A 24,961-nucleotide genomic window follows, 5' to 3' on the forward strand; every position below is an offset into this window, starting at 1 on the left:
GATGGCCGTCGCCCCCCGCGCCCAACCCGAGGACTTCTTCAGCACCGAAGAGTGGCAGTCGCTCACCACCCGTTCTTCATGGAAGGGCCTGTGGCTGGTGGCGCACTGCTGGGGCGTCATCGGCGCCGCAATGCTCGCGGGCATCGTCTGGCCGTGGACCGTGCCGCTCATGGTGCCGATCGTCGGTGCGCGGCAGCTCGGGCTCTTCATCCTCATGCACGATGCCGCGCATGCGGGCCTGCACCGCAGCCGCAGGGTCAACGACTGGGTGGGCTACTGGCTCTGCTCGTCCACGCTGCGCGACTACCGGCCCTATCACCTGCAGCACCACCGCTTCGTGCAGCAGACCGAAGACCCGGACCTCGTGCTGTCCGCGCCCTTTCCGATCACGCGCGATTCGATGTGGCGCAAGGTCGTGCGCGACCTCAGCGGGCAGACCTTCTACAAGCAGCGCTTCGGCCACATCGCCGAGCGCATCCGCCGTCGCGCTCCGGGCGAATCGGCGCTGAAGGCATTCAGGCGCGAGCTGGCGAAGGACCGGCGCTTCCTCGCCGGCAACGGCCTCGGCTTCCTGGCCTTCGCGCTGGCCGGGTACGGGTGGGCCTGGCTTTTGATGTGGCTGCTGCCGATGGCCACCTGGCTGCCGCTCGTGAGCCGCGTGCGCAACATCGCCGAGCATGCGCTGGTGGCGCAGAACGAGGCCGATCCGCTGCGCCAGGCGCGCACCACGCACGCCGGCTGGCTCGAACGCGCGCTGGTGGCACCCTACTGGGTCAACTACCACTGCGAGCACCACATGTTCACCAGCCTGCCCTGCTGGAGCCTGCCGAAGGCGCACCGGCTTCTGCAGCGGCGCGGCGCCACCGCACGCATGGAAGTGCAGCCCGGTGGCTACCTGGGCCTGCTGAAGCGCGCCGCCCCGGCTCGCTCCGCCTAGCGGGCGGCGGGCCTCGCCAGCGCCGGCGGCTGCACGCCGCGCTGCGCATGCTGGCTGAGCCAGATGCTCGCGATCACCACGAGGATGCCCACGACCTGCAGCGCCGACAGGCTCTGCCCCAGCAGCGCCCAGCCGAGGATCACGGCCGTGACCGGGCTCAGGAAAGTCAGCGGCGCGATTGCCGACGACTCCAGCCGGGCCACGCCGCGGAACCAGACGATGTAGGTCAGCGCGGCACCCACCAGGCCGAGCCAGGCGAAGCCGATCCAGTTCGCGGCACTGAGCGTGGGCAGCGGCGGCTCCAGCCACAGCGCCACCGGCAGCAGCAGCAGGCCGCCCGCGGTCAGCTGCCACGCCGTGAAGGTCAGTGCAGAGACCGGCGGCTGCCAGCGCCGGCTGAGCACCGTGCCGAACGCCATCGACACCGCGGCGGCAAAGGCCGCGGCAATGCCGAGCGCATCGAGCGTGGCGTTCGGCGTGAGCACCAGCAGCGCGACCCCGCCGATGCCCACCACCGCCGCCGCCACCGAGAGCGCGCGCACCGCCGAGCCCAGGAAGAAACTTGCCAGGAACACCACGAAGAGCGGCTGCACCGAAGTGATCGTCGCGGCGACGCCACCCGGCAGCCGGTAGGCCGCAAGGAACAGCATGGCCCAGAGGATCGAGAAGTTCAGCGCCCCCAGCACGAGGATGCGCCCCCACCATGCCCGTTCGGGCAGCTGCCGCACGATCAGCAGCAGCAGCAGGCCCGCCGGCAGCGCGCGCAGCAGCGCGACCGTCAGCGGGTAGTCGGCCGGCAGGAGCTCGGTGGTCACGATGTAGGTGCTGCCCCAGATGGCGGGCGCGGCCGCGGTGAGCAGAAGGTCGGTGGTGCGGCTGGTCATTCGATGAATGTAGCCAGTTGTCCCGTTGGGCGTTCGCGCTTCAGTTTTCGGCCGGCGCCGGCTCGGGGCCGGGCCAGCCCAGCAGTTCGGCCAGCCGCTGCACGATCCAGCCGGCCTCGGCCGCCGACACGCCGGCTTCGGGCGTTGCGAGCCCGGCATGGATGCGCCGCAGGATCTCGCTCTCGACCGGCACCTCGGTGTGGTGCTGGATCTGCGCGTGGCCCACGAGGTGGCTGGCCAGGTCCTCGCAGATCTCGTAGCGCTCGCGCACCACGCCGATCGGCTCCAGGAGGCGCTGGCGCGCATCGCTGTAGACCGCGAAGAACGAGGGCGGAATGAAGATCTGGTTGTCGTCGGACATCGCGGGCCTGTGGATCTGAAGGGGGCTCCCCAATGACAAAACGCGCCCGGGGGCGCGTTCGTCGCGGCTCTTGCGAGCCTCCGGGGGCTGGATCAGCCGCCCTTCTTGGCGCGCTTGCCGGGGTTCTTCTTGCTGCGCGTGGCGGTGCCGCGTTCCAGGCTGACCTTCTGGCCGCCACCGGACTTGGTCAGGGCGTAGCCGGGCATGGGCGTCGGCTTCGGGGTGGCAACGCGGTCGGCTTCGGTACGAATTTTCTTGGGCATGAAAAGCTCGGGTAAAAAAGTGATGTTCGAGGCTCAATTAGGCCACAGCGGGGATTTTGCCTGCCGGAAGCCGAAGCAACCGGCACGGCAGGGGTTCTTTCAGAGCTCCAGCAGGCGCACCTTCACGCTCTTGCCCTTCACGCGGCCGCTCGAGAGCTTGCGCGCCGCTTCGGCCGCAATGCCGCGCTCCACGGCCACGTAGGTCGAGAACTCGTTGACGTTGATCTTGCCGATCTGGTCCTTGGCGTAGCCGCAGTCGCCGGTGAGGGCGCCCAGCACGTCGCCGGCGCGGATCTTTTCCTTGCGCCCGCCCACGATCTGCAGCGTGGCCATGGGCGGCGCGAGCGGCGCGCCCTTGGCCGGTGTGAGCTCGGCCAGGTCGTGCCATTCGGATTCGCGGCCCTGCAGCTGCTCGATCTTGCCGACGCTGCCCATCTCGTCCATGCTCGCCAGGTTCAGCGCGAGGCCCTCGGCGCCGCCCTGCTGGCCCACGCGGCCGGTGCGGCCGATGCGGTGGATGTGGATTTCGGAATCGGGCGTCACGTCGACGTTGATCACGGCTTCGAGCTGCGCAATGTCGAGCCCGCGCGCCGCCACGTCGGTCGCCACCAGCACCGAGCAGCTGCGGTTGGCAAACTGCACCAGCACCTGGTCGCGCTCGCGCTGCTCCAGCTCGCCGAAGAGAGCGAGCGCGCTGAAGCCCTGGCCCTGCAGCACCTCGACGAGGTCGCGGCACTGCTGCTTGGTGTTGCAGAAGGCCAGCGTGCTCACGGGGCGGAAATGGTCGAGCAAAAGGCTCACGGCATGCAGCCGTTCGCTTTCCTTCACCTGGTACCAGCGCTGGCGGATCTTGCTGCCCTCATGCTGCGCCTGCACCGTGATCTGCTCGGGGCTCTTCATGAACTGCTGCGCGAGCTTGGCGATGCCTTCGGGATAGGTGGCCGAGAACAGCAGCGTCTGGCGGGCCGAAGGGCACTGGCGCGCCACCTTCACGATGTCGTCGAAGAAGCCCATGTCGAGCATGCGGTCGGCTTCGTCGAGCACCAGCGTGTTGAGCGCCTCGAGGTTCAGGTTCTCGCGCTCCAGGTGGTCCATGATTCGGCCCGGCGTGCCCACCACGATGTGCGCGCCGTGCTCCAGGCTCGCGATCTGCCCGCGCAGCGCAACGCCTCCGCAGAGCGTGACCACCTTGATGTTCTCTTCCGCGCGCGCCAGGCGGCGGATTTCGGTCGTGACCTGGTCGGCCAGTTCGCGCGTGGGGCACAGCACCATCGCCTGGATGGCGAAGCGGCGCGGGTTCAGGTTGGAGAGCAGCGCGAGGGCAAAGGCGGCGGTCTTGCCGCTGCCGGTCTTGGCCTGCGCGATCAGGTCCTTGCCAAGCAGCGCCGGCGGCAGCGCGGCCGCCTGGATCGCCGTCATCTGCGTGTAGCCCAGCTGCGTCAGGTTGGCCAGCATCTGGGGCGAGAGCGCCAGCGCGGCAAAACCGTTCTCGGCCTGGGGGCCGCCGGCTGTGGAAGAGGGTGTGGTCATCGTTTTGCAGCCGGACGGCCGCAACAAAAACAAAGGCCTTGCCAAGCGCCCGCGCGGGGCGCTTGCAAGGCCCTTCGTCCGTCGCGGATCAGCGGCGAGGTGCGTTGTTGTTGCCGGAGTTGGTCGGCGGCGGGCCGCGACGCTCCAGGTGGCGGAAGGTGATACGGCCCTTGGTCAGGTCGTAGGGCGAGAGTTCGAGCGACACCTTGTCACCCGCCAGGATGCGGATGTGGTGCTTGCGCATCTTGCCGCCGCTGTAGGCGATCAGCTGATGGCCGTTGTCGAGCGTCACGCGGTAGCGCGAGTCGGGCAGGACTTCGGTCACTGCGCCGTTCATTTCGATCAGTTCTTCCTTGGGCATGTGTGATTACCTCTGAATTCTCGTTCGATGTGTGTTGGAGATGAAGATGGGCGTAATTGTTTCAGCCCGCGCACGGCAAAGCGAGCGGCGCGCTGCGGGGGTGGCGTTCGCGCACCCAGCCGAGCCCTTGGGCGACGGCATAGCGTGCTGCTGCGGCGTGGCTGGCAAAGCGCGGCGTGAAACGCATCACGCGGTCGTGCATGCCGCTGCCCCGGCCGGAGCGGATCGAGACGGACGCGGCGTACTTGCCGTCGTCCTGGTGGCGAATGAGCGGGGAAACAAGGTACTTGCCCACCGCGATACTGTGTTGAATGATGTCCATGAAGCCTTGGCACCCTGCGCGAAAAGTGTGCGCAAGATGCCGGAAAAATAATTGAAAACGGGCGTGGGCCGGCCGGAATGGCGCGACGGACGCGCTATTCGCTTCAACAAGAACGAAGGCAGTGGTGGCAATCATGGGCGCCCGGTCTGGCGCTCCAACACACTGTGAAGCCGGCTTGAGGGAAAGAGGCCTGAAAAATCCAAGGGACGGTGCAGGTCAGCCGGCGGAGTGACGAAAAGTGCTTCGTCGTGGTATCGAAACGAACCCGGCATTATAGCCCGCGGGGCATGACAGTTGCTTGTCTTAAAAACAACGCATTAGCGAATTCGGCATCAAACACCCGCCGACCAGGTGTTTGATGCTATCAAACATATAGCTGAAAAGCGTCTCAGCCGATCCCCAGCATCCGCTTGTTGGCCGCCACGTCCACGCCGCCCGCCGCAAAATCGTCGAAAGCCCGCTCCGCAACCCGGATGATGTGGTCGGCAATGAAGGCCGCGCCCTCGCGCGCGCCGTCTTCGGGGTGCTTGATGCAGCACTCCCATTCGAGCACCGCCCAGCCCGGGAAGTCGTACTGCGCCATCTTCGAAAAGATGGCGCTGAAATCGACCTGCCCGTCGCCCAGCGAGCGGAAGCGCCCCGCGCGGTTGATCCAGCTCTGGAAGCCGCCGTACACGCCCTGTTTGCCGGTCGGATTGAACTCGGCGTCCTTCACGTGAAAGATCTTGATGCGCTCGTGGTAGTGGTCGATGTAGGCGAGGTAGTCGAGTTGCTGCAGCATGAAGTGGCTCGGGTCATACAGCAGGCAGGCGCGCGGATGGTTGTTCACGCGGTCCAAAAACATCTCGTAGCTCACGCCGTCGTGCAGGTCTTCGCCCGGATGGATCTCGTAGCCCACGTCCACGCCCGCCGCGTCGAAGGCATCGAGGATCGGATGCCAGCGGCGCGCGAGCTCGTCGAAGGCTTCCTCGATGAGTCCCGGCGGGCGCGGCGGCCATGAGTAGAGATACGGCCACGCCAAGGCGCCCGAGAAGGTGGCGTGCGCCGTGAGCCCGAGGTTGGCCGAGGCCTTCGCGGCGAAGTGCAACTGCTCCACCGCCCACTGCTGGCGCCGCACCGGGTCGCCGCGCACCTCGGGCGCCGCGAAGCCGTCGAAGCCCGCGTCGTAGGCCGGATGCACCGCGACCAGCTGGCCCTGCAGATGGGTCGACAGCTCGGTGATCTCGAGGCCGTGCGCGGCCAGCGTGCCCTTGACCTCGTCGCAGTAGGTCCTGCTCTCGGCGGCCTTCTTGAGGTCGAACAGGCGCGCGTCCCAGCTCGGGATCTGCACGCCCTTGTAGCCCAGCCCGGCGGCCCAGCCGGCAATGGCGTCGAGCGAATTGAACGGGGCTTCGTCTCCGACGAACTGGGCCAGGAATATGGCTGGGCCCTTGATCGTTTTCATGGCTTGTCTTCCTTCTTGGTCGTGGCGGCGTTGAAAGCATACTTTGGCGTGTCGTCCGACCCCGTGCGAGAGGCCAAAGCGCCACAATGGACTTTCCTTTTCGCACAGCACGCCCTGCTCGTCCCGCGATGCCGCAACCAGTTTCCGCCCGGCTCAAGATCGGCTTGTCCGCCTGCTTTTCCCATGCCGACCCGGCGCGTTCGCTCTTCACCAACAAGACGCTGCAGTACGTCGAGCAGTCCATTGCGCACTGGCTCATGTCGGCCGGTGCCATGGTGGTGATGGTGCCCTGCCCCACGGGCGAAACCGCACGCGGCGACACCAAGCTCTCGCACTACGCCGAATGGCTCGACGGCGTCGTGATGCACGGCGGCGCCGACGTCTGGCCCGGCAGCTACGGCGAGGTGCCGCTCAAGGATGCATGGGTGGGCGACCGCATCCGCGACCTCTACGACCTGGCGCTGGTCGAGGCCTTCGAACAGGCCGGCAAGCCCATCTTCGGCGTCTGCCGCGGGCTGCAGCTGATCAACGTGGCCTTCGGCGGCACGCTCTACCAGGACATCGAGGCGCAGCACGAGCACCCCGAAACCGTGCGACACCGCGACCCGGTGACCTACGACCAGAACTTCCACCAGATCGAGATCGTGGAGGGCACGCGCCTGGCCAAGCTCTACCCCGAGGTGAAGACCGCCAAGGTCAACAGCATCCACCACCAGGGCGTGAAAGACCTCGCGCCGGGTTTCGAGATCGAGGCCTGGAGCCTGCCCGACCGCGTGCCCGAGGCCATCCGCCGCAGTGCCGACAGGGGCCGCAGCTACATCGCCGCCACGCAGTGGCACCCCGAGTTTCACAAGTACGGCAGCACCGAGACTGTGGACGACACGCCGATCCTGCACGACTTCCTGTGGGCCTGTGCCACAGCAAAGGTCGCGCCGCGCACCGTGCCCGATGCCGGGCACGGCCGGATCCGCGACCGCGCGGCGCGGGTGCTGCGCCAGGCGCTGCTGCGGCGCTGACGCCCCGGCCGGCTAGCGCCGCTCGGAGCGGTTCGAGCTGCCGCTGACGCTCGCGTCGATGGTGCCGAACACCGTCACGCCGCTGCCGGACGACGAGGCGGCGCGGTCGCTGCCGCCGGCCGACCCCGTGCCGGCGCAGCCCGCCGCCAGGGCGCCCATCGCAATGGCAAGAACAGCTGCAATGAATGGCTTCACGTAAAACTCCAGGCAATGGTGGGAAGACTTGCGGCCACTATAGGCCCGGCGCCTTCCGGCCCTGCCGCAACACACGCGCCGGCGGCAGGGTTGTTGTGCCGGTCAGCGCGGATCGGTGGCCAGCAGCATCGCCACCATCGACTGCAGGTCCTGCCGCAGCCGCGCCGCCCCCGCCTCGTCGAGCGCCAGCGTGGCCTCGTCCATGTAGAGCCTGCGGTTGACCTCGACCTGGATGCTGTGCCGGTGCCCGGCCGGCCGGCCGTGGCGGCGCACCAGCTCCACGCCCTTGTACGGATGGTTGTAATCCACGCTGTAGCCGCGCGCGCGCAGCTGCTCGCAGATCTTTTTCGACAGCGCCGGATCGGCCGTGCTGCCGTCGCGGTCGCCGATCACGAAGTCCGCATGCACGAGCCCCGGGAAATCGGTGGCATGGCTGCCCGCCACCGCCGGCATCGAGTGGCAGTTGATGTGGATGCTGTAGCCGTGCCGCGCATGGGCCGCGTCGATGGCCTCGGCCACCGCGGCGTGGTAGGGCCGCCAGCAGTTGTCGATGCGCGCGCGCACCTCGTCCACAGTGAGCAGCCGGTCGTAGATCGGCAGGCCCTCGTCGGTGAGCTTCCAGACCAGGCCCTTGCCGAGGCGCACCTTCGAAAGCACGCGCGGGTCGGTCGAAAGGGGCCCGGTCCACGGGCCGTCGAGCAGTGCGGGGTCCAGCTCGGTGGTGTCGCGGTTGGCGTCCAGGTAGCTGCGCGGAAAGTGCGCCTCGATCCACGCCGCGCCCATCGCGGGCGCAAAGGCGTAGAGCTTCTCGACATGCGTGTCCTCGGCCCGGCGCAGCGTGGCCAGGTCGCACACAGGCCGGAAGTCCTCGGGGTAGACGGTGCCGCTGTGCGGTGAATCGAGCACCAGCGGCGTGTGCCCGGCGACGCTCGTCACCTGGGCGCGGGTTTGGATCAGTTTCAGGACAGGATGCATAGGCGGCTCAGGCCTCCCGCCGGGCCGCCCCAAGGGAGGCCTGCGCCCCCTCGGGGGGCAGCGAATACACGAAGTGATGAGCGTGGGGGTTCATGTCTCAGTCCAATCGGATGCGGGCAAAGGCGGCGACTTTCTTCATCTTCTCGATCTCGCTGTCGATCTGCTTCGCGAACTCGGCCGGCGTGGTGCCCGAGGCGTACAGCCCCTGCAGCGCCAGGCGCTCGCGCACCGTGCTGTCCTTCAGCGCCGTGGCCACGGCCTGCTGCATGCGCAGCGCGATGTCGGCCGGCGTGCCGGCGGGCGCCACCAGCCCGAACCACGACGGATCGTTGTTGGCCGGATAGCCGAGCTCGCGGTAGGTCGGCACCTCGGGAAGCACGTCGAGCCGGCTGCTCCAGGACACGGCCAGCGCCTTCAGCTTGCCCGCCTTCACGTGCGGCAGCGACGAGGCCACCTGGTCGAAGTACACCGGCACCTCGCCCGCGAGCACGTCGTTGATGGCCGGGCCCGCACCGCGGTAGGGGATGTGCACCATCGAGGTTCCGGTGCTGCTCTTGAAGAGTTCGCCCCACATGTGGCCGATGGTGCCGTTGCCCGGCGAGGCGTACGACACCTTGCCCGGATTGGCCTTCAAGTACTTCACGAGTTCCGCGAAGCTCTGCACCGGCAGCACCCGCGGGTTGATGACGACCACGCCCGGCGCCTTCACCAGCTCGGTCACGGCGACGAAGCCCTTGACCGGGTCGTAGGGCAGCTTCTGGTACACGGCCGGGTTCACGCCGTGCGTGGAGAGCGTGGCCACGCCGAACGAGAGGCCGTCCGGCGCGGAGCGGGCCACTTCCGCCATGCCGATGGAGCCGCCGGCACCGGCGCGGTTGTCGATGACCACGGGCTGCTGGAGGATCTTGGCCAGCGGCTCCGACAGCACGCGCGCCGTGATGTCGGTGGCGCCGCCGGGCGGGAACGGCACGATCATGCGGATCGGCTTGCCTTGCTGGGCAAAGGATATTCCAGGCGCGACAGAAACAGCGGCCAGGGCGGAAAGAAGATGACGACGTTGCATGGGGGTTTCTCCAATGAGACGGAAGTAATGAAGCAAAAGTTGCTGCGCTACTTGAAGCAAAGGATAGACCAGCTAACATTCTGATTTGGAATGTTTTAATGGGCATCCAGACATGTCGCTCCGCCGCCTCAACCCGCCGCTGAACCTGCTGCGCGCCTTTTCCACCGTGGTGCGCTTCGGCGGCGTCTCGCGCGCCGCCGAGGCGCTGCATCTGACGCAGGGCGCGGTCAGCAAGCAGGTGCAGGAGCTGGAGCGCTGGATTGGCGTGCCGCTGTTCGAGCGCAGCCGCAAGCGCCTGGCGCTCACGCCCGCGGGCGAGCGCTACGAGAAGGCCGTGCGCGCCGTGCTCGCGCAGCTGGAGGCGGCCACGCTGGAATTCATCACCAGCGGCGACGGCGGCGGCGCGCTGCACCTGTCCACCCTGCCTACCTTCGGCGCCAAGTGGCTGATTCCGCGCCTGCCCGACTTCCAGCGCCTGCATCCCCAGATCACGCTGCATTTCGTGCCCTTCGTGCACGGCTACGACTTCGAGCGGCCCGAACTCGACTGCGCCATCCTGTTCGGCGACGGCCACTGGCCCGGCGCGCGCTCGCACTACCTGGCCGGGCAGGACGTGGCACTGATCGCGCCGCGCGCGGAGCTGGCCGAAGCCGCCATCCGCACGCCGCAGGACGTGGCGCGCTGCACCCTGCTGCGCCACGTCACGGTGCCGCAATCGTGGCTGCAATGGAGCGAGGCGCATGGCGTGCGCGGGCTCGACCCGCTCGCGGGCCCGCAGTTCGACCAGTTCCAGACCATGATCCGCGCGGTGATGGTGGGCATGGGCGTGGCGCTGGTGCCGCGCTGCCTGGTGCAGGACGAGATCGCGTCCGGGCTGGTCGACGAGCCGCTGCCGGGCGGCGGCTACCGCGGCGACCAGGGCTACTGGTTCTGCTACCCCGAGGGCCGAGGGCAACTGGCCACGCTCGACCATTTCCGCCGCTGGCTGCTGGCGGATGCCGATCGCAGCGCGGAAACGCCGCCGGCCCTCGCCTGACCGGCGCCGCGGGCTACTCGGGCTTGGCGCCCGATGCCCTCACCGCGCCGCCCCAGCGCTGGATCTCGTTCGCCACGAAGCGGTCGAACTCGGCGCCCGTGGTGGGCGCGGGCTCCGAGCCGCGGTCGCGGATGAAGCGCGCCATCTGCTCGCTCTTCAGGATCTCCGTCACTTCCTGGTTCAGCCGCGCCGTGATCTCGGGCGGCGTGCCGCGCGGCGCCATCAGGCCGAGCCAGCCCACGGCCTCGAAGTCCCTGGTGCCGGCCACGCCGCTTTCGCGCACCGTGGGCACGTCGGGCAGTTGCGAGGAGCGCTTGGCCGAGGTCACCGCCAGCGCCACCGCCCTGCCCGACTTGATGTGCGGCAGCGCGGCCGTCACCGAATCGACCATCAGCGGAATCTGGTTGCCCAGGAAGTCCGACTGCGCCGGCCCGCTGCCGCGGTACGGAATGTGGGTGATGAAGACGCGCGCGGCCGTCTTGAACATCTCGCCCGACAGGTGCTGCGTGCCGCCGATGCCGGCGCTCGCGTAGCTCAGCCGGCCGGGCTCGGCCTTGGCGCGCGCCGCCAGGTCGGCCATGCTGCGGATGCCGCTTTCGGGCGTGGCCAGGAACACCAGCGGCACCGTGGCGATGAGCGAGATGCCCACCAGGTCGCGGCGCGGGTCGAAGCCCGGCTTGGCGTAGAGCGTCTGGTTCACCGCCATCGCGCTGCCCGCCACCACCAGCGTGTAGCCGTCGGCCGGCGAGCGCACCACGAACTCGGTGCCGATGTTGCTGCCGGCGCCGGCCTTGTTGTCCACGATCACCGGCTGGCCCAGCCGCTTGCCGAGCTGCTCGGCCAGTGCGCGCGCGAAGATGTCGGTGGCCTGCCCCGGCGGGAACGGCACCACCAGCTTCACGGGCCGCTCGGGCCACGCCGCGGCCTGCGCCAGGCCGGCCGCGCCGGCAAGCAACGCCGCCGCGCCGGCCGCCAGGCCCGTGGCGAAATGCCTGCGCCCCGCCCTCATGGCGCCGACAGGTGCTTGCCCACGATGCCCGCGAGCTCGAACATCGTCACCTGGTCCTTGCCGAAGACTGGCTTGAGCTTGGCGTCGGCATTGATCGCGCGCTTGTTGGCCGCGTCCTGCAGGCCGTTGGCCTTGATGTAGTCCCAGAGCTTCTTGATGACCTCGGTGCGCGCCACCGGTTCGGCGCCGATCACCGCGGCCAGCGAGTCGCTGGGCTTCAGGCCCGCACCGGGCTTGCGCGGCGCCGCGGCCTTCTTCGCGGCCGGTGCCTTCTTGGCGGCGGGCGTCTTCTTCGCCGCCACCTTCTTGGCGGCCGCGGTCTTGCCCGCCGGCGCGGCCTTGCCGAAAGTCTTGCGCGGCGGGAACTTGCTGCCGCCCTCGCGCGGCGCGAATTCGAAGGTCACCTTGCCTTCCTCCGCGTTCCAGGTCAGGAAGGCCTTGAAGGCGCGGCGCGTGCGCATGCTCACGAACTTGTCGAGCAGGTCGGTCTTGCCGGTGGCGAGCAGCTTTTCCATCTGCGCGCGCTCCACCGGCTGCTGCAGGATGATCTTGCCGGTCTTGAAGGTGCAGCTCGGCGTCGGCTGCGCATTGGTGGGCACCGACTTCTCGCAGACGTAGTTGCTGCCGTGCTCGAACACCGGCGCGCCGCAGATCGGGCACGGGCCCACCGTGTCCTGCTCGCTGAAGTCGACGATCTCGCCGGTGTCGGCGTTCTTGTCGTCGCCGAAGTCGAACTCCAGCTTCCAGTTCTTCGCCTCTTCGTCGAACTTCAGGATGATCTCGGAGGTGAAGGGCCAGCCCGCCTTGGAGCGGAAGCCCTCGAGCGGGCCGATGTGCTTGTCGCGCAGCAGCACTTCCGCCTCGGCCACCTCGAAGGTGCGACCTGCCGGCGACTTGCCGAACGAGAAGCCGCAGGGCTCCTGCCCGGCCTTGCCGGTGCAGCTGTAGCGGCGGTAGTTTTCCTTCACCACGCCGCCGCAGTTGGGGCATGGGGTCGACAGCGTGGCGTAGTCGCCCGGCACGGTGTCGCGGTCGTACTCCTTGGCCTTCTTGACGATGTGCTGCGTCATCTCGGCGATCTCGCGCATGAAGGCGTCGCGGCTCAGCGCACCCTTTTCCATCTGCGCGAGCTTGTATTCCCATTCGCCCGTGAGTTCGGCCTTGGAGAGTTCCTCCACGCCCAGGCCGCGCAACAGCGTCATGAGCTGGAAGGCCTTGGCCGTGGGGATCAGCTCGCGGCCTTCGCGCAGCATGTATTTCTCGGTGATCAGGCCTTCGATGGTGGCCGCGCGCGTGGCTGGCGTGCCCAGGCCCTTTTCCTGCATGGCTTCGCGCAGCTCGTCGTCGTCGATGGTCTTGCCGGCGCCTTCCATGGCGCCCAGCAGCGTGGCTTCCGAATAGCGCGCGGGCGGTCGGGTCTTCAGCGCCTTCAGGTCGGCCGATTCGGTCTTCACCGTTTCGCCCGGCTTCACCACCACCAGGTTCTTGCCGTCCTTCTCGTCGTCGTCGCTGATGGCTTCCTTGCCCCAGATCGCGAGCCAACCCGGCTTGACCAGCACCTTGCCGTCGCTGCGGAAGGGGTACTTCTTGCCGCCCGTTTCCACCGTGCTGATGCGCGTGGTCACCTGGAATTCGGCGCTCGGGAAGAACACCGACATGAAGCGGCGCACCACGAAGTCGTAGAGCTTCTGCTCGGCGTCGGAGAGGCCGCTCGGCGCCTGCAGCGTCGGAATGATCGCGAAGTGATCCGACACCTTGGCGTTGTCGAAGATGCGCTTGTTCGGCTTCACGTAGCTGCCGTCGACCGCCTGCTGCGCGAAGGGCGCCAGGTGCTTCATGCCGCTGTCGGCGAGCATCTTCATGGTGTCCTTGACCACCGGCAGGTAGTCCTCGGGCAGCGCGCGCGAGTCGGTCCGCGGATAGGTCAGCGCCTTGTGGCGCTCGTACAGGCTCTGCGCCAGCGCCAGCGTGGTCTTGGCCGAGAAGCCGAAGCGGCCGTTGGCCTCGCGCTGCAGCGAGGTCAGGTCGAACAGCATCGGCGAGGCCTGGGTGGTGGGCTTGCTTTCCTCGGTGACGGTGGCGGGCTTGCCGCGCGCCGCATCGGCGATCTCGCGCGCCTCGCGCTCGCTCCACACGCGATCGGCGCGGATCTCCGCGTCGGCCATGTCGTCGGGGCCCGGCGGCGGCTTCTTGAAGTTGGCGTCGAACCACTTGCCCGGGTACTGGCCGGCCTCGGCCTGGAACGCGCCGTGGATTTCCCAGTAGTCGCGGCTCACGAACTTGCGGATCTTTTCCTCGCGCTCGACCACCACCGACAGCGTGGGCGTCTGCACGCGGCCCACCGTCGTCAGGAAGAAACCGCCGTCGCGCGAATTGAAGGCCGTCATGGCGCGCGTGCCGTTGATGCCCACCAGCCAGTCGGCCTCGGAGCGCGAGCGTGCGGCGTCGGCCAGACCCTGCATCTGCTTTTCGGTGCGCAGCGCGTCGAAGCCGTCGCGGATGGCCTGCGGCGTCATCGACTGCAGCCACAGGCGCTTCACGGGCTTGTTCAGGCCGGTCTTGCCGCCCGCGTACTGTTCGATCAGGCGGAAGATCAGCTCGCCCTCGCGGCCCGCGTCGCAGGCGTTGATGAGTTGCGTCACGTCCTTGCGCTTGGCCTGCTTGACCACGGCGTTCAGGCGCGTCTTCGTCTTGTCGACCGGCTTCAGGTCGAAGTGAGGCGGAATCACCGGCAGGTTCGCGAAGCTCCACTTGCCCCGCTTGACGTCGAACTCCTCGGGCGCCTGGATCTCGACCAGGTGGCCGACAGCGCTGGTCACGACATAGCTGTCGTTCTCGAAATGCTCGTCATGCTTGTCGAACTTGCCGGCCACCGGCGTGAGTGCACGGACGATGTCCTGTGCCACCGACGGCTTTTCTGCGATTACCAAGGTCTTCATCAACAAATTCCTAAAAGAGTTCTCAGGCCGCCGCCGAGCCGCCTCAAGGCGGCCTGCGGCCCCCTCGGGGGGCAGCGACGACACGCAGTGCGGGAGCGTGGGGGCCACATACAATCTGCGGCTTCCCGCGTGTGCGCACGCGCACACGCGCATGTGTGCATATTCAACCTAACAGACTTCGGCGATGCCTTCCAAATCCCCACAATTCGCCGGCCGCAATACCGAAGCCCCCCGCCCCCCCGAGGGGGAGGCGCGGCTTGCCTCGGGGCGGCCCAGCGGCCGCCGCATCCAGATGCGGCGCTCGGATGTCCACGGCAACGGCGTGTTCGCCGTGGACGACCTGGCCGAGGGCGAGACGCTGATCGAATACAAGGGCGAGGTCATCAGCTGGAAAGAGGCACTGCGCCGCCATCCGCACGACCCGGCCCAGCCGAACCACACCTTCTACTTCCACATCGACAACGGGCGCGTGATCGACGGCAACGTCAAGGGCAACGACGCGCGCTGGATCAACCATTCGTGCGAGCCGAACTGCGAGGCCGACGAGATCAATGGGCGCGTTTATATCAAGGCGCTGCGCAACATTGCTGCAGGAGAAGAGCTCAACTACGACTACGGCCTGATCATCGACGAGCCCTACACGCCGAAGCTGCTGTCCGAGTTTCCCTGCTGGTGCGGCTCCGAGAATTGCCGCGGCACGCTGCTGACGCCCAAGGACGAAGACGAAGAAAAGAAAAAGAAGAAAAAGGCCAGGAAGAAGGCCGACAAGAAAAAGGCCGAGAAGAAGGAAGCCAGGAAGGCGGACAAGAAAGCCGAAAAAAAGGCCGAAAAAAAGGCCGGGAACAAGGCCGAAAAGAAGCCGGAAAAAAAGAAGTCCAAAAAGGACGACGGAGCCGGCAAGGGCTGAGCATGGGTACCCAGGCTGCCTGGCTCGAAGACCGGATCGCCGCGGCGGTGGCGCCGCTCTTGCCCGGCTTCGCGGTCGAGGCCGTGGCCGAGATCGATTCCACCAATACAGAACTGATGCGCCGCGCGCGCGCCGGCCAGACCCCGCCGGTGCTGCTGGTGGCCGAGCGCCAGACGGCAGGGCGCGGCCGGCTCGGCCGGCCCTGGCAGAGCGCGCAGCAGAGCGAGGAACAAGGCGCCGCCTCCCTCACCTTCTCGCTGGGCCTGCCGCTCGCGCCGCGCGACTGGGCCGGCCTCTCGCTGGCCGTGGGCGTGAGCGTGGCGGAAAGCCTCGATCCCACGGGCGCGGCCAAGGTCGCGCTCAAGTGGCCCAACGACCTGTGGGTGGAGGACCGCAAGCTGGCCGGCATCCTGATCGAAACCGCCATGCCGCATGCGGGCCGCGCCGATGCGCCGGCCCCGCCGCGCTACCTGGTGATCGGCATCGGCATCAACATCGGCCCGCGCGAGGGCGATGGCATGCGCACCCCGCCGGCCTGGCTGCGCCAGTGGCGCCCCGATGCCACCGCGCCCGAGGTGCTGGCCGAGCTGGCCGCGCCACTGGTGCGCAGCGTGCAGGCCTTCGAGGCGCAGGGCTTCGGGCCGTTTGCCGAACGCTTTGCCGCGCGCGACGCCTTGCGCGGGCGGCAAGTCCAGCTCAGCGACGGCAGCTTCGGCCTGTGCGAGGGCGTGGCCTGGGGCGGCGAGCTCCAGGTGCGCACCGCCGACGGGCTGCAGCTGGTCTCGAGCGACGAAGTCAGCGTGCGCCCGAGCGGCATGGCGTTCTGAGGCCCGCCACCATGAAACTGCGCCTGGTGCTGATTGCCCTGCTCGTCGCCAACCTCGCCTACTGGCTGTGGTCGCGCGGCGACCTGGCCGGCTTTGGTCTGGCACCCGCGGGCTTCAACGAGCGCGAACCGCAGCGCCTCTCGCGCCAGGTGCATCCCGAGTGGCTCCAGATCCGCAAGGACGCCAAGGGCACGCCCTGACGAACCCGCTGCCGCGCCTCAGGACGCGGCTTCTTCGCCCTCGAAGCGCACCGTGAAGCGCGCCCCCGGTGGCTGCCGGCCCGGATGCGCGTCCTCCAGCTTCACCTGCGCATGGTGCTGGTTGGCGATCTCGCGCACGATCGGCAGGCCCAGCCCCGAGCCGTCCGCCTCGTTGCCGAGCACGCGGTAGAACGGCTCGAACACCAGTTCGCGGTCGGCCTCCGCAATGCCCGGCCCGTTGTCCTCCACCTGCAGCAGCACCACCTGGCCGAAGGGGTCGGCCAGCACGCGCGCAGTGATCACGCCGGGCCGCCCGGCCGTCGACGAGGTGTAGTTGAGCGCGTTGTCGACCAGGTTGCGCACCAGCTCCTTCAGCAGGGTCGGGTTGCCTTCGATCACCACGCCGGGCGCGCCCGCCTCGGCGCCGTCGTAGCCCAGGTCGATGCGCTTTTCGATCGCGCGCGGCACGGCTTCGCGTACCACCTCGATGGTGAGCCGCGCCAGGTCGCAGGGCTGGCGGCCGGTGCCGGCGCCGGTGCTTTCGGCGCGCGCGAGCGAAAGCAGCTGGTTCACCGTGTGGGTGGCGCGCACGCTGGCGCGGCCGATCTGCTTGAGCGACTGCTTGAGCTCGTCGGCATTGGCGCCCTCGCGCTGCGCCAGGTCGGCCTGCATGCGCAGGCCCGCGAGCGGCGTCTTGAGCTGGTGCGCTGCATCGGCCAGGAAGCGCTTTTGCGTGTGGATCGAATCGTTGAGCTTGTCGAGCAGCTCGTTGACCGACGACACCAGCGGCACCACCTCCAGCGGCACCGACGATTCGTCCAGCGGGCTCAGGTCGCCCGGACGCCGCTCGCGGATGCGCGCCTCCACCACCGACAGCGGCTTGATGCCGCGCACCAGCGCCAGCCAGATCAGCAGCACGGCCAGCGGCAGGATCGCGAACTGCGGCAGCAGCACGCCCTTGATGATCTCGGTGGCCAGCACCGACTGCTTCTCGCGCGTCTCGGCCACCTGCAGCAGCGCCGGCTCCGCGTCGTTGTCGGGGCCCGCGAGCCAGAGCGAGGCCACGCGCACCGACTTGCCCCGCATCTCGCCGTTGCGCAGCGTGACCACGCCGGGAACCGGGGGCTCGTCGGTACTGGGATGCGGCACGTCGGGCTCGCCGCTGAGCAGCGCGCCGTGGCTGTCGAGCACCTGGTAGTAGACGCGGTCGGCGCCGTCGGCCCGCAGGATCTCGCGCGCCGGCTGCGGCAGCACGAACTGCGTCTGCCCCTGCTGCACCGTGACCAGCCGCGCCAGCGTCTGCACGTTGTATTCGAGCGCGCGGTCGAAGGGTGCATTGGCAATGCCCTGCGCCACCAGCCACGTCACGCCGATGCTCACCGGCACCAGCAGCAGCAGCGGCGTGAGCATCCAGTCGAGGATCTCGCCGAACAGGGAGCGCTGTGCGCGCTGAAAGAGTTTCAAAGGACTCGCCCCCGGTCTACGCGAACGACGTGCCGCGCGTCAAGTCAGTTTTCCACCGCGCTGTGCGCGACCCACGACGCATGAAACCGATACGGCCCAAGCCCAGGAACACCGCGGAACCGGCTTTGCCGGGCCGCTGGTGTTGCCCCCTGGAGGGGGAGTCGAGCTACACGAAGTGAGCGAGGGGCGGGGGTGGGTTTCATCTAGGGAATTTTCTCGAGGCAGTAGCCGAGGCCGCGAACCGTGGCGATGCGCACCGGCCCCTTCTCGATCTTCTTGCGCAGCCGGTGGATGTAGACCTCGATCGCGTTGAGGCTCACTTCCTCGCCCCATTCGCACAGGCGCTCCACCAGCTGGTCCTTGCTGACCAGGCGGCCGGCGCGCTGCAGCAGCACCTCCAGCAGGCCCAGTTCGCGCGCCGACAGCTCGACCATCTTGCCGTCGATGGTGGCCACGCGGCCGGCCTGGTCGTACACCAGCGGGCCGTGCCGGATCGTGTTGCTGGTGGCGCCCATGCCGCGCCGCGTGAGCGCCCGCACGCGCGCCTCGAGTTCCTGCAGGCTGAAGGGCTTGGCCATGTAGTCGTCGGCGCCGTGGTCCAGGCCCTTGACGCGCTCTTCCACGCTGTCGGCCGCGGTGAGCACCAGCACCGGCAGCTGCGAGCCGCGTGCGCGCAGCCGCTTCAAGATCTCGATGCCGTGCAGGTTGGGCAGCCCCAGGTCGAGGATCAGCAGGTCGAACTCGCTGTGCGTCATGAGCGCGGTGTCGGCCTGCGATCCGTTCGCCACGTGGTCGACCGCCGCGCCCGAGGTGCGCAGGCTGCGCAGCAGGGCATCGGCCAGCACCTGGTCGTCTTCGGCAATCAGAATCCGCATGAGCCACCTCCGGCCGGTTCGGGCGCCGCCCCGGCGCCGCGTTCACATATGTCTCTCTCCAGCCGAGTCTAGCCCGCCGTGTAGGCTTCGAGTCCGATGGTTACCACGGTGGCAACGTCGTTGCCCACGCTGGCGCGGAACTCGCGCTCGGCCTGCGTCACCGCGCCGCGGAAGGCGTCGAGCCAGGCCAGGCCGTCGGCCGTGAAGAGCACGCGCCGCGCCCGCGCGTCGAGCGGATCGGGCCCGCGCGTGACCAGGCCCCAGGCCTCGCACTGGTCCACCAGCGCACCCATCGCCTGCTTGGTCATGCCGGCGCGCCCGGCCAGCTCGGTCAGGCGCGAGCCCTCGCGCGCCAGGTGCCGCGTGATGTGGATGTGCGCGGCGCTCACCTGCGCGCGCGCGGCAAGGTTCGACAGTGCCAGCGGCACGTCGATGTCGTGCGCCATGAGCTCGAGCACGCGCTCGTCGAAGCGGCGCATCGCATGGCCCAGCAGGCGGCCCAGGTGGGTCTGCCGCCAGGCGTCCGGGTCGGTCGGAAAAGCGGTTTCGGCCATCGGCTAGATGGTAAAGCAAACTGACCAAAAAATGGGTTTACTCAAACCAATCAGCCCCTACACTACTGTTCAAGCATCCAGCCTGTAATTAAAAGCAGATGGACCGCATCCGCACACAAACCGTTGATTTTCAAGGAGATTTCCACATGGACGCACTCGTCAAAGGCACCAGCATCTCGGTCGCAGGCAGCGAAAAGGCCAAGGCCCTGCAGGCCGCGCTGGCCCAGATCGAAAAGCAGTTCGGCAAGGGCACGATCATGCGGCTCGGCGAAGGCGAGGCGCTCGAAGACATCCAGGTGGTTTCCACCGGTTCGCTCGGCCTGGACATCGCGCTGGGCGTCGGCGGCCTGCCGCGCGGCCGCGTCATCGAAATCTACGGCCCTGAATCGTCGGGCAAGACCACGCTCACGCTGCAGGTCATCGCCGCCATGCAGAAGCAGGCCGGCACCTGCGCCTTCGTCGACGCGGAGCATGCGCTCGACGTGCAGTACGCCCAGAAGCTCGGCGTGAACCTGTCCGACCTGCTCATCAGCCAGCCCGACACCGGCGAGCAGGCGCTCGAAATCGTCGATTCGCTGGTGCGCTCGGGCGCCGTCGACCTGATCGTCATCGACTCCGTCGCCGCGCTCACGCCCAAGGCCGAAATCGAAGGCGAAATGGGCGACTCGCTGCCCGGCCTGCAGGCCCGCCTGATGAGCCAGGCGCTGCGCAAGCTCACCGCCACCATCAAGAAGACCAACTGCATGGTCATCTTCATCAACCAGATCCGCATGAAGATCGGCGTGATGTTCGGTTCGCCCGAAACCACCACCGGCGGCAACGCGCTGAAGTTCTACGCCTCGGTGCGCCTGGACATCCGCCGCATCGGCACCATCAAGAAGGGCGACGAGGCCATCGGCAACGAAACCAAGGTCAAGGTGGTGAAGAACAAGGTCTCGCCCCCTTTCAAGACGGCCGAGTTCGACATCCTGTTCGGCGAAGGCATCAGCCGCGAAGGCGAGATCATCGACATGGGCGTGACCGCCAAGATCCTCGACAAGTCGGGTGCCTGGTACGCCTACAACGGCGAAAAGATCGGCCAGGGCCGCGACAACGCCCGCGAGTTCCTGCGCGAGAACCCCGAGCTGTCGCGCGAGATCGAGAACAAGGTGCGCGAATCGCTGGGCATCCCGCTGCTGGCGGCCGATGCCGGTGCTCCCGCCCCCGAAAAGGCCGAGAAGCCCGCCAAGGCGGCCAAGGCCGACAAAGCCGACAAGGGCGAGTAAGCAGGCGAGCACGCACGGAAGCGGCGCATGGCTTTCGGCGCCCCCTCCCTCAAAGGCCGCGCGCTGCGGCTCCTGAGCCAGCGCGAGCATTCGCGTGCGGAACTGGAGCGCAAGCTCGCAAGGCACGAAGAAGTGCCTGGCGAACTGGCCCGCGCGCTCGACGAGCTGGCCGCCAAGGACTTCATCAGCGAGCCGCGCGTGGTGGCCTCGGTGCTGAACCAGCGCGCCGCCCGCTCGGGCGCGCTGCGGGTGCGGCAGGAACTGCAGGCCAAGGGCATTGCGCCCGAGGCCATCGCACAGGCCGTGGCCAGCCTGCAGGACACCGAGGTGGAACGCGCCACGGCCCTGTGGCGCCGCCGCTTCGACGCACCGCCCGCCGATGCGAAGGAGCGCGCCAGGCAAACGCGCTTCCTGCTGGCGCGCGGCTTTTCGGGCGCGGTGGTGGCCAAGGTGCTCCGCAGCGATTTCAACGAAGACTGACGGCCGGGCGCGCGGCCCCGGCCTGCCAAGGGAGGCTCAGCAGCAGGCGCTCAGAGCGCCAGCATCAGCTTCAGGTTCTGCACCGCGGCGCCGCTCGCGCCCTTGCCCAGGTTGTCGAGGCGCGCAATCACCACGGCGTGGCGGTGGTCCTCGTTCGGGAACACGCGAATTTCGAGATTGTTGGTGTCGTTGAGCGCCAGCGCGTCGAGCTTGCCGTCGTCGGTCGGCGGCAGCACCTTCACGAACTGCTCGGGCGTGTTGCTCTTTGCGTAGTGCGCCGCCAGCGCCTCTTGCAGGTCGCCCGCCTTCGGCTTGCCGGGCAGCAGGTCGAGATGCAGCGGCAGCTGCACCAGCATGCCCTGCTTGAAATTGCCCACCGAAGGAATGAAGACCGGCCGGCGGGTGAGGCCGGTGTACTTCATGATCTCGGGAATGTGCTTGTGCTTGAGGCCCAGCGCGTAGGTCTCGAAAAGCGGCGCCTTGCCGTTTTCGTAGTCTTCGATCATGGCCCGCCCGCCGCCCGAATAACCGCTCACCGAGGGCAGCGAAATCGGAAAATCGGCCGGCAGCAGGCCGGCATCGACCAGCGGCCTCACCATGGCAATGGCGCCCGTCGCATAGCAGCCCGGGTTGCCGACGCGGTCGGCCGCGGCCACGGCCTGCCAGTGGCCTTCCACCAGTTCGGGAAAGCCGAACACCCAGCCGGGCGCCACGCGGTGCGCGGTGGAGGCGTCGATGATCTTGGGCTTCCTGCCGGGCAGCTGGTCGATCAGCGCGACCGATTCGCGCGCCGCATCGTCGTGCAGGCACAGCACCACCAGGTCGACGCCCGCCATCAGCTCGCGCTTGGCGGCCACGTCTTTTCGCAGCTCGGGCGCAATGCTCACGAGTTCGATCTGCGGCATCGTCTGGAGCCGCTCGCGGATCTGCAAACCGGTGGTGCCGGCTTCGCCGTCGATGAAAACCTTGGCCATATCGGAGTATGCGTAGAGAGGCTAGAAGAAAGTACGTATTGACCGCAAGGCTACGTCGAGTATTGGTGCGCCGCACCATGATACAGTCCGCGGTTGTTCGCCGCCCCCAGCCGTCAGGCTGCCGTCGCCCGCGAGCAACAGAGCCAAAGACGCCTCAGACCCCAGATCCCCCGTTCTCAACCTCCTCCTTCCGAGAGACATCCCTCATGAAGATTCACGAGTACCAAGGCAAGGAAATCCTTGCCAAGTTCGGCGTGCCGGTGCCGCGCGGCATTCCGGCCTATACGGTTCAGGAGGCGGTCGAGGCCGCCCAGAAACTTGGAGGCCCGGTGTGGGTCGTCAAGGCCCAGATCCACGCGGGTGGCCGCGGCAAGGGCGGCGGCGTCAAGGTGGCCAAGTCCATCGAAGACGTCAAGAAGCTCGCCGGCGAGATCCTCGGCATGCAGCTCAAGACCCACCAGACCGGCCCCGAAGGCCAGAAGGTGCGCCGCCTCTACATCGAAGATGGCGCCGACATCAACAAGGAATACTACGTCTCGGCCGTGACCGACCGCGCCACGCAGAAGGTTGCGTTCATCGCTTCGAGCGAAGGCGGCATGGACATCGAGGAAGTGGCCCATTCCACGCCCGAGAAGATCATCACGGTGTATGCCGACCCCAAGGAAGGCCTGACCGACGCGCAAGCCAAGCAGATCGCCGACGGCATCGGCATGCCGGCCGACTCCACCGCGCAAACGGTCGACATCCTCAAGAAGCTCTACACCTGCTACATGGAGACGGATGCCTCGCTGGTCGAGATCAACCCGCTCAACCGTGACAGCAAGGGCAAGGTCATGGCGCTGGACGCCAAGTTCAACTTCGACAGCAACGCGCTGTTCCGCCACCCCGAAATCGTGGCCCTGCGCGACCTCGACGAAGAAGACGCGGCCGAAGTCGAAGCCTCCAAGTTCGACCTCGCCTACATCAGCCTGGACGGCAACATCGGCTGCCTGGTGAACGGTGCCGGCCTGGCCATGGCCACCATGGACACCATCAAGCTGTTCGGCGGCGAGCCGGCCAACTTCCTGGACGTGGGCGGCGGCGCCACCCCCGAGAAGGTCACCGAAGCCTTCAAGATCATGCTGAAGAACAAGAACGTGGAAGCGATCTTGGTCAACATCTTCGGCGGCATCATGAAGTGCGACACCATCGCCACCGGCGTGATCGCAGCCTGCAAGGCCGTGAACCTCCAGGTGCCGCTGGTCGTGCGCATGAAGGGCACCAACGAAGTCGAAGGCAAGAAGCTGCTGGCCGATTCGGGCCTGCCGATCATCAGCGCCGACACCATGGCGGAAGCGGCCCAGAAGGTCGTGGCAGCAGTCAAGAAGGCCTAAGGAACAAGTCATGTCGATCTACATCAACAAAGACACCAAAGTCATCACCCAGGGCATCACCGGCAAGACCGGGCAGTTCCACACCGAGAAGTGCCAGGAATACGCGAACGGCAAGAACGCCTTCGTGGCGGGCGTGAACCCGAAGAAGGCCGGCGAGTCGATCTTCAACATCCCGATCTTCGGCTCGGTGAAGGAAGCCGCTTCGCAGACCGGCGCTACCGTGTCGGTGATCTACGTGCCGCCGGCAGGTGCCGCGGCCGCCATCTGGGAAGCCGTCGAGGCCGACCTGGACCTGGCGATCTGCATCACCGAAGGCATCCCGGTGCGCGACATGCTCGAAGTGCGCAACAAGATGAAGGCCAAGGAAGCGGCCGGCGGCAAGAAGACCTTGCTGCTGGGCCCCAACTGCCCCGGCCTCATCACGCCCGACGAAATCAAGATCGGCATCATGCCCGGCCACATCCACCGCAAGGGCCGCATCGGCGTGGTCTCGCGCTCGGGCACGCTCACGTATGAAGCCGTGGCGCAGCTGACCGAAATCGGCCTCGGCCAATCGTCGGCAGTCGGCATCGGTGGCGACCCGATCAACGGCTTGAAGCACATCGACGTGATGAAGGCCTTCAACGACGATCCCGACACCGACGCCGTCATCATGATCGGCGAAATCGGCGGCCCCGACGAAGCCGACGCGGCCCGCTGGTGCAAGGAACACATGAAGAAGCCGGTGGTCGGCTTCATCGCCGGCGTCACCGCTCCTCCCGGCAAGCGCATGGGCCACGCCGGCGCGCTGATCTCGGGCGGCGCCGACACGGCCGATGCCAAGCTCGCCATCATGGAAGAGTGCGGCTTCACCGTGACGCGCAACTTCTCGGAACTCGCCAAGCTGCTCAAGGCACAGCTCTAAACCAGCCCCAGGCAGTTTCTCGCGAACCACGCAAAAAGAAAAAGCGCCCGCAATCTGGATTGCGGGCGCTTTTTTCACTACAACACAGTGGAACAAGAGACATGGAACTCCTTCAAGGCGCCGATTTCTGGATCGGTCTGATCAAGATTGTCTGGATCAACATCATTCTTTCGGGAGACAACGCCGTGGTGATTGCCATGGCGGCTCGTGCGCTGCCCCCCGCGCAGCAGAAAAAAGCCGTCCTGCTCGGCTCGGGCGCGGCCGTGGTGCTGCGCATCGTGCTCACGGTGGTGGCGGCCAGGCTGCTCGCGCTGCCCTACCTGCAGATCGTCGGCGGCCTGCTGCTGCTGTGGATCGGCCTGCAGCTGCTCGGCGAGGAAGAAGATGATGACGGCGGCGAAGCCAAGGAATACGGCAGCATGATGGCGGCCGTGCGCACCATCCTGCTGGCGGACCTGGTCATGAGCCTGGACAACGTGATTGCCGTGGCGGCCGCCGCGCAGGGCAACATGCTGCTCCTGGTGCTTGGCCTGGCCATCAGCATTCCGCTGGTGATCTTCGGCAGCACGCTCATGATCAAGCTGATGGAACGCTTTCCGATTGTCGTCATGCTGGGCGCCGCCCTGATCGGCTGGGTCGGCGGCGAAACAATGGTGAGCGACGTCTCGCTGCGCGAGGTGCTGGCTGCCAACCCGTGGCTCCTCCATGCGGCAGCCGCCGCCGGTGCCTTCTTCGTCGTTGCCGTGGGCCGCCTGCTTCAGCGGCGCGCGCAGGCCGGCGCGAGGCGCTGAAACCGTCGCGCG

27 protein-coding genes are annotated in these 24,961 nt (G+C 67.6%); 11 read left to right on the plus strand and 16 right to left on the minus strand.

Going from position 1 to position 24,961, the window contains the following annotated elements; all coding sequences use genetic code 11:
• Nucleotide 1 precedes the first annotated feature (1 nt).
• Nucleotides 2–937, plus strand: coding sequence for a fatty acid desaturase (locus L1081_RS20625; protein WP_489413848.1), 936 nt, complete (start codon nucleotides 2–4; stop codon nucleotides 935–937).
• Here the strand turns inward: L1081_RS20625 and L1081_RS20630 are convergent.
• From L1081_RS20630 to L1081_RS20660, 7 genes are all read right to left on the minus strand, one after another.
• The gene (locus L1081_RS20630; protein WP_489413849.1) at nucleotides 934–1,821 is read right to left on the minus strand and encodes an EamA family transporter; all 888 of its coding nucleotides are present in this window, start codon (nucleotides 1,819–1,821) and stop codon (nucleotides 934–936) included. The two genes, L1081_RS20625 and L1081_RS20630, sit on opposite strands and share 4 nt — an antisense overlap.
• A gap of 40 nt (nucleotides 1,822–1,861) precedes the next feature.
• Entirely contained in the window at nucleotides 1,862–2,182 is a 321-nt protein-coding gene (locus tag L1081_RS20635) for a hypothetical protein (protein WP_489413850.1), read from the minus strand.
• 92 nt (nucleotides 2,183–2,274) lie between these two features.
• Nucleotides 2,275–2,445, minus strand: a complete 171-nt coding sequence (locus L1081_RS20640) for a hypothetical protein (protein WP_021013096.1) — start codon at nucleotides 2,443–2,445, stop codon at nucleotides 2,275–2,277.
• 99 nt (nucleotides 2,446–2,544) lie between these two features.
• Nucleotides 2,545–3,975 (minus strand): ATP-dependent RNA helicase DbpA, encoded by a 1,431-nt coding sequence (gene dbpA / locus L1081_RS20645; protein WP_489413851.1) that lies wholly within the window; start codon nucleotides 3,973–3,975, stop codon nucleotides 2,545–2,547.
• An 88-nt stretch (nucleotides 3,976–4,063) separates the two neighbouring features.
• The gene (gene infA, locus L1081_RS20650; protein ID WP_015867950.1) at nucleotides 4,064–4,336 is read right to left on the minus strand and encodes a translation initiation factor IF-1; all 273 of its coding nucleotides are present in this window, start codon (nucleotides 4,334–4,336) and stop codon (nucleotides 4,064–4,066) included.
• 61 nt (nucleotides 4,337–4,397) lie between these two features.
• Nucleotides 4,398–4,658: a hypothetical protein gene (locus L1081_RS20655; protein ID WP_489416818.1), complete on the minus strand. Its 261-nt coding sequence runs from the start codon at nucleotides 4,656–4,658 to the stop codon at nucleotides 4,398–4,400.
• A 388-nt stretch (nucleotides 4,659–5,046) separates the two neighbouring features.
• Nucleotides 5,047–6,102 carry a TIM barrel protein gene (locus L1081_RS20660; RefSeq protein WP_489413852.1) on the minus strand — a complete coding sequence of 352 codons (1,056 nt, stop codon included), beginning with the start codon at nucleotides 6,100–6,102 and terminating at the stop codon, nucleotides 5,047–5,049.
• 128 nt (nucleotides 6,103–6,230) lie between these two features.
• Here L1081_RS20660 and L1081_RS20665 point away from each other — a divergent pair, with 128 nt between their 5' ends.
• Complete coding sequence (locus L1081_RS20665; RefSeq protein WP_438999170.1) at nucleotides 6,231–7,118, plus strand: gamma-glutamyl-gamma-aminobutyrate hydrolase family protein; 888 nt, start codon at nucleotides 6,231–6,233, stop codon at nucleotides 7,116–7,118.
• A 12-nt stretch (nucleotides 7,119–7,130) separates the two neighbouring features.
• Here the strand turns inward: L1081_RS20665 and L1081_RS20670 are convergent, their stop codons facing one another.
• From L1081_RS20670 to L1081_RS20680, 3 genes are all read right to left on the minus strand, one after another.
• On the minus strand, nucleotides 7,131–7,313 hold the full coding sequence (locus L1081_RS20670; RefSeq protein WP_489413853.1) for a hypothetical protein: 183 nt from the start codon (nucleotides 7,311–7,313) through the stop codon (nucleotides 7,131–7,133).
• A 102-nt stretch (nucleotides 7,314–7,415) separates the two neighbouring features.
• Entirely contained in the window at nucleotides 7,416–8,288 is an 873-nt protein-coding gene (locus tag L1081_RS20675) for an N-formylglutamate amidohydrolase (protein WP_489413854.1), read from the minus strand.
• Between the two features lie 97 nt (nucleotides 8,289–8,385).
• Nucleotides 8,386–9,351 carry a tripartite tricarboxylate transporter substrate-binding protein gene (locus L1081_RS20680; protein ID WP_489413855.1) on the minus strand — a complete coding sequence of 322 codons (966 nt, stop codon included), beginning with the start codon at nucleotides 9,349–9,351 and terminating at the stop codon, nucleotides 8,386–8,388.
• A 112-nt stretch (nucleotides 9,352–9,463) separates the two neighbouring features.
• On the opposite strand from L1081_RS20680, the gene L1081_RS20685 reads away from it, so the two are divergent.
• Entirely contained in the window at nucleotides 9,464–10,387 is a 924-nt protein-coding gene (locus L1081_RS20685; protein WP_489413856.1) for a LysR substrate-binding domain-containing protein, read from the plus strand.
• Between the two features lie 13 nt (nucleotides 10,388–10,400).
• On the opposite strand, the gene L1081_RS20690 is transcribed toward L1081_RS20685, so the two are convergent.
• Together L1081_RS20690 and L1081_RS20695 are read right to left on the minus strand one after the other, a co-directional pair.
• Nucleotides 10,401–11,396 (minus strand): tripartite tricarboxylate transporter substrate-binding protein, encoded by a 996-nt coding sequence (locus tag L1081_RS20690; RefSeq protein ID WP_489413857.1) that lies wholly within the window; start codon nucleotides 11,394–11,396, stop codon nucleotides 10,401–10,403.
• Nucleotides 11,393–14,335, minus strand: a complete 2,943-nt coding sequence (locus L1081_RS20695; protein ID WP_489413858.1) for a DNA topoisomerase III — start codon at nucleotides 14,333–14,335, stop codon at nucleotides 11,393–11,395. Before L1081_RS20695 ends, L1081_RS20690 begins: the two co-directional genes overlap by 4 nt.
• Before the next feature lie 184 nt (nucleotides 14,336–14,519).
• Between L1081_RS20695 and L1081_RS20700 the strand changes: the two genes are divergently transcribed.
• From L1081_RS20700 to L1081_RS20710, 3 genes are read left to right on the plus strand one after another with little or no spacing between them, the layout of a single operon-like run.
• Nucleotides 14,520–15,242 carry an SET domain-containing protein-lysine N-methyltransferase gene (locus tag L1081_RS20700; RefSeq protein ID WP_489413859.1) on the plus strand — a complete coding sequence of 241 codons (723 nt, stop codon included), beginning with the start codon at nucleotides 14,520–14,522 and terminating at the stop codon, nucleotides 15,240–15,242.
• 2 nt (nucleotides 15,243–15,244) lie between these two features.
• A complete protein-coding gene (locus L1081_RS20705) occupies nucleotides 15,245–16,069 on the plus strand; it encodes a biotin--[acetyl-CoA-carboxylase] ligase (protein ID WP_489413860.1) in 825 nt (274 codons plus the stop codon).
• Between the two features lie 11 nt (nucleotides 16,070–16,080).
• The gene (locus tag L1081_RS20710) at nucleotides 16,081–16,269 is read left to right on the plus strand and encodes a sporulation protein (RefSeq protein WP_489413861.1); all 189 of its coding nucleotides are present in this window, start codon (nucleotides 16,081–16,083) and stop codon (nucleotides 16,267–16,269) included.
• Between the two features lie 18 nt (nucleotides 16,270–16,287).
• On the opposite strand, the gene L1081_RS20715 is transcribed toward L1081_RS20710, so the two are convergent.
• From L1081_RS20715 to L1081_RS20725, 3 genes are all read right to left on the minus strand, one after another.
• On the minus strand, nucleotides 16,288–17,733 hold the full coding sequence (locus L1081_RS20715; RefSeq protein WP_489413862.1) for a sensor histidine kinase N-terminal domain-containing protein: 1,446 nt from the start codon (nucleotides 17,731–17,733) through the stop codon (nucleotides 16,288–16,290).
• A gap of 203 nt (nucleotides 17,734–17,936) precedes the next feature.
• A complete protein-coding gene (locus L1081_RS20720; RefSeq protein WP_015867936.1) occupies nucleotides 17,937–18,608 on the minus strand; it encodes a response regulator in 672 nt (223 codons plus the stop codon).
• Between the two features lie 68 nt (nucleotides 18,609–18,676).
• Nucleotides 18,677–19,162 carry a MarR family transcriptional regulator gene (locus L1081_RS20725; RefSeq protein ID WP_489413863.1) on the minus strand — a complete coding sequence of 162 codons (486 nt, stop codon included), beginning with the start codon at nucleotides 19,160–19,162 and terminating at the stop codon, nucleotides 18,677–18,679.
• 146 nt (nucleotides 19,163–19,308) lie between these two features.
• Here L1081_RS20725 and recA point away from each other — a divergent pair, with 146 nt between their 5' ends.
• Complete coding sequence (recA, locus tag L1081_RS20730; RefSeq protein WP_489413864.1) at nucleotides 19,309–20,427, plus strand: recombinase RecA; 1,119 nt, start codon at nucleotides 19,309–19,311, stop codon at nucleotides 20,425–20,427.
• A 27-nt stretch (nucleotides 20,428–20,454) separates the two neighbouring features.
• Nucleotides 20,455–20,907 (plus strand): recombination regulator RecX, encoded by a 453-nt coding sequence (recX, locus tag L1081_RS20735; protein WP_489413865.1) that lies wholly within the window; start codon nucleotides 20,455–20,457, stop codon nucleotides 20,905–20,907.
• A gap of 50 nt (nucleotides 20,908–20,957) precedes the next feature.
• Here recX and argC read toward each other — a convergent pair whose 3' ends face one another.
• Complete coding sequence (gene argC / locus L1081_RS20740) at nucleotides 20,958–21,881, minus strand: N-acetyl-gamma-glutamyl-phosphate reductase (protein WP_489413866.1); 924 nt, start codon at nucleotides 21,879–21,881, stop codon at nucleotides 20,958–20,960.
• Nucleotides 21,882–22,087: 206 nt separating this feature from the next.
• Here argC and sucC point away from each other — a divergent pair, with 206 nt between their 5' ends.
• From sucC to L1081_RS20755, 3 genes are all read left to right on the plus strand, one after another.
• Nucleotides 22,088–23,254 (plus strand): ADP-forming succinate--CoA ligase subunit beta, encoded by a 1,167-nt coding sequence (sucC, locus tag L1081_RS20745; RefSeq protein WP_489413867.1) that lies wholly within the window; start codon nucleotides 22,088–22,090, stop codon nucleotides 23,252–23,254.
• A 10-nt stretch (nucleotides 23,255–23,264) separates the two neighbouring features.
• Nucleotides 23,265–24,158, plus strand: a complete 894-nt coding sequence (gene sucD / locus L1081_RS20750) for a succinate--CoA ligase subunit alpha (RefSeq protein ID WP_007828710.1) — start codon at nucleotides 23,265–23,267, stop codon at nucleotides 24,156–24,158.
• A gap of 101 nt (nucleotides 24,159–24,259) precedes the next feature.
• Entirely contained in the window at nucleotides 24,260–24,949 is a 690-nt protein-coding gene (locus tag L1081_RS20755; RefSeq protein WP_489413868.1) for a YjbE family putative metal transport protein, read from the plus strand.
• The last annotated feature ends 12 nt before the right edge of the window (nucleotides 24,950–24,961 follow it).

The sequence above is a fragment of the Variovorax sp. MSC1_012 genome (assembly GCF_023667525.1).
Taxonomy (GTDB): Bacteria; Pseudomonadota; Gammaproteobacteria; order Burkholderiales; family Burkholderiaceae_C; genus Variovorax; species Variovorax beijingensis_B.

Excerpts from the sequence above, each read along its gene's own strand:
- L1081_RS20625 (WP_489413848.1), top strand. The coding sequence starts at position 2 with ATGGCCGTCGCCCCCCGCGCCCAACCCGAGGACTTCTTCAGCACCGAA.
- L1081_RS20630 (WP_489413849.1), bottom strand. The coding sequence starts at position 1,821 with ATGACCAGCCGCACCACCGACCTTCTGCTCACCGCGGCCGCGCCCGCC.
- L1081_RS20635 (WP_489413850.1), bottom strand. The coding sequence starts at position 2,182 with ATGTCCGACGACAACCAGATCTTCATTCCGCCCTCGTTCTTCGCGGTC.
- L1081_RS20640 (WP_021013096.1), bottom strand. The coding sequence starts at position 2,445 with ATGCCCAAGAAAATTCGTACCGAAGCCGACCGCGTTGCCACCCCGAAG.
- dbpA (WP_489413851.1), bottom strand. The coding sequence starts at position 3,975 with ATGACCACACCCTCTTCCACAGCCGGCGGCCCCCAGGCCGAGAACGGT.
- infA (WP_015867950.1), bottom strand. The coding sequence starts at position 4,336 with ATGCCCAAGGAAGAACTGATCGAAATGAACGGCGCAGTGACCGAAGTC.
- L1081_RS20655 (WP_489416818.1), bottom strand. The coding sequence starts at position 4,658 with ATGGACATCATTCAACACAGTATCGCGGTGGGCAAGTACCTTGTTTCC.
- L1081_RS20660 (WP_489413852.1), bottom strand. The coding sequence starts at position 6,102 with ATGAAAACGATCAAGGGCCCAGCCATATTCCTGGCCCAGTTCGTCGGA.
- L1081_RS20665 (WP_438999170.1), top strand. The coding sequence starts at position 6,231 with ATGCCGCAACCAGTTTCCGCCCGGCTCAAGATCGGCTTGTCCGCCTGC.
- L1081_RS20675 (WP_489413854.1), bottom strand. The coding sequence starts at position 8,288 with ATGCATCCTGTCCTGAAACTGATCCAAACCCGCGCCCAGGTGACGAGC.
- L1081_RS20680 (WP_489413855.1), bottom strand. The coding sequence starts at position 9,351 with ATGCAACGTCGTCATCTTCTTTCCGCCCTGGCCGCTGTTTCTGTCGCG.
- L1081_RS20685 (WP_489413856.1), top strand. The coding sequence starts at position 9,464 with ATGTCGCTCCGCCGCCTCAACCCGCCGCTGAACCTGCTGCGCGCCTTT.
- L1081_RS20690 (WP_489413857.1), bottom strand. The coding sequence starts at position 11,396 with ATGAGGGCGGGGCGCAGGCATTTCGCCACGGGCCTGGCGGCCGGCGCG.
- L1081_RS20695 (WP_489413858.1), bottom strand. The coding sequence starts at position 14,335 with ATGAAGACCTTGGTAATCGCAGAAAAGCCGTCGGTGGCACAGGACATC.
- L1081_RS20700 (WP_489413859.1), top strand. The coding sequence starts at position 14,520 with ATGCCTTCCAAATCCCCACAATTCGCCGGCCGCAATACCGAAGCCCCC.
- L1081_RS20705 (WP_489413860.1), top strand. The coding sequence starts at position 15,245 with ATGGGTACCCAGGCTGCCTGGCTCGAAGACCGGATCGCCGCGGCGGTG.
- L1081_RS20710 (WP_489413861.1), top strand. The coding sequence starts at position 16,081 with ATGAAACTGCGCCTGGTGCTGATTGCCCTGCTCGTCGCCAACCTCGCC.
- L1081_RS20720 (WP_015867936.1), bottom strand. The coding sequence starts at position 18,608 with ATGCGGATTCTGATTGCCGAAGACGACCAGGTGCTGGCCGATGCCCTG.
- L1081_RS20725 (WP_489413863.1), bottom strand. The coding sequence starts at position 19,162 with ATGGCCGAAACCGCTTTTCCGACCGACCCGGACGCCTGGCGGCAGACC.
- recA (WP_489413864.1), top strand. The coding sequence starts at position 19,309 with ATGGACGCACTCGTCAAAGGCACCAGCATCTCGGTCGCAGGCAGCGAA.
- recX (WP_489413865.1), top strand. The coding sequence starts at position 20,455 with ATGGCTTTCGGCGCCCCCTCCCTCAAAGGCCGCGCGCTGCGGCTCCTG.
- argC (WP_489413866.1), bottom strand. The coding sequence starts at position 21,881 with ATGGCCAAGGTTTTCATCGACGGCGAAGCCGGCACCACCGGTTTGCAG.
- sucC (WP_489413867.1), top strand. The coding sequence starts at position 22,088 with ATGAAGATTCACGAGTACCAAGGCAAGGAAATCCTTGCCAAGTTCGGC.
- sucD (WP_007828710.1), top strand. The coding sequence starts at position 23,265 with ATGTCGATCTACATCAACAAAGACACCAAAGTCATCACCCAGGGCATC.
- L1081_RS20755 (WP_489413868.1), top strand. The coding sequence starts at position 24,260 with ATGGAACTCCTTCAAGGCGCCGATTTCTGGATCGGTCTGATCAAGATT.